Source organism: Providencia sp. JGM181, assembly GCF_018257375.1.
GTDB classification, from domain to species: Bacteria; Pseudomonadota; Gammaproteobacteria; order Enterobacterales; family Enterobacteriaceae; genus Providencia; species Providencia lanzhouensis.
In genome coordinates this window covers 1-1,582 of sequence record NZ_JAERJY010000258.1, presented here as the reverse complement: position 1 = coordinate 1,582, position 1,582 = coordinate 1, and the positions used below count along the sequence as shown (strand labels likewise).

Below are 1,582 nucleotides of genomic sequence, written 5' to 3'. Positions count from 1 at the left end.
CTGTAAATTTTTTTCTGGCCATCAGTCTATTTAATACTGAAGACAACGAACAATCATGCAAACCAGAATAAAAAAGCACAATTAAATGGCAATAAAAACAAATCGATATGATTAAGTTGATTACTTTAAGAGCATTCTCAATCAATTGATTAAAAACATGACAATTTTTAACCAGAAATTACAGTTATAAGTAAAAAAACATTAAATTTAATTAAGTGAACGCGTATTTTATTAAATAATCCTTCAGTGTTTTTTAAATTAAATAACTAATTGATGGATTTTAATTATTACTCCTTTGAATAATCATTGATGATAAATATTAAATATAGTTTGATACGTCTTTTTTGAATTATATTTTACTTATTTTAAATCTACCGCTTAAACCTATTTCAGAGTAGAATAATCATTTCGCAATCATCGCAATAAGAATATTGCTAATGTTTTATGATACCAATACACTTATCGCTAATTTGCTTTCTACATCAAAGGGTAATATATGGAAATCCACATCAAAGTTTCTGACGATTTAGTCTCAACACTCTCTGAAAAATCCTACGACGCGTTCACTGCTGAATTGCATGCCAGAGTTTTAGAAGTATACCCTGGTAGCAACCTTTTTATTACACATGACAGTGGTGCAACCACCTTCAATACCAAAGGCTTCCATGATGATAAAGAAGCACATATCGTTCTCCATGAACTGGTTGAAGATGTTTTCCATCATGGTCACTGGTTAAAAGCATAATACTCTAGCTCTATTTTCCAGCCTACAGCGATAACAGCTAGGCTGGAACTCATCGCTCTCGCCCTTCCCCCTATTTCAAACCCTGATCAAGATCATAGTTAATGATGCTGTTAGTCAACTTTGTATAAAAGTCCTTTTCTTTTAAGCGTTATATGATAATGTATATAACGAATTTTCATTTACATTGCTTTTGCTAATTTATAGCAGCCAGTATTTATTACTGGCTTTTTTTATGGGGAAAATGTAGGCGAATGCCTGAATTGAGTACGTAGCTATACCGTAAATACTCTAGATAGAATTACTGTGATTTCTCACACAATGACACAATGGCAGTGCGTAGTTCTGGTGTATCACTGGTGATCAATTGATGATGTTCAGAGAATTTTCCACCTTGAACACTGACGCTAGCAACAAACGGTAACTTATCACCTTTCTCACTGATTTGATAAAAACCACAGACTCGGTAGCTTTCACCTTCTTTAAATTCGCTTTTCAGAACAATTTTGACATCGTCAAAAGTCAGAGGACTACCTGAACTTAACTTATTCTCGATAAGCTTTTCAGCTTGCTTGGTAACATCACTATCACCGATTGTTGTATAAAACTGATAAGCAAATGCGCCTAACGCCAGTAAAATCACTATCAGTAGCTTACTTTTTATACGTTTCAATCTCAAATCCTTCTCATACTACACTTATGGGTTTATTGATTATGTTAACACCTTTACCCCATCAATAATAAGTATCTCGATATTCATGCCGCACAAAAAGTTCTATTTAATTGACAAAATAAAAATAAATTTATTTTACATTTAAAATTCTATAGTTTATATAATAT

The 1,582-nt window shown here is 32.2% G+C and carries 2 protein-coding genes; one reads left to right on the top strand and one right to left on the bottom strand.

The features are described from left to right. The first annotated feature begins 496 nt into the window (after positions 1-496). On the top strand, positions 497-745 hold the full coding sequence (locus tag JK188_RS17315; protein WP_036953155.1) for a DinI-like family protein: 249 nt from the start codon (positions 497-499) through the stop codon (positions 743-745). Between the two features lie 298 nt (positions 746-1,043). Here JK188_RS17315 and JK188_RS17310 read toward each other — a convergent pair whose 3' ends face one another. Continuing rightward, a complete protein-coding gene (locus JK188_RS17310; RefSeq protein ID WP_132496078.1) occupies positions 1,044-1,415 on the bottom strand; it encodes a hypothetical protein in 372 nt (123 codons plus the stop codon). Between the last annotated feature and the right edge of the window lie 167 nt (positions 1,416-1,582).

Bases quoted from the DNA above. Each gene is read 5' to 3' on its own strand.
- JK188_RS17315 (WP_036953155.1), top strand. From the start codon at position 497: ATGGAAATCCACATCAAAGTTTCTGACGATTTAGTCTCAACACTCTCT.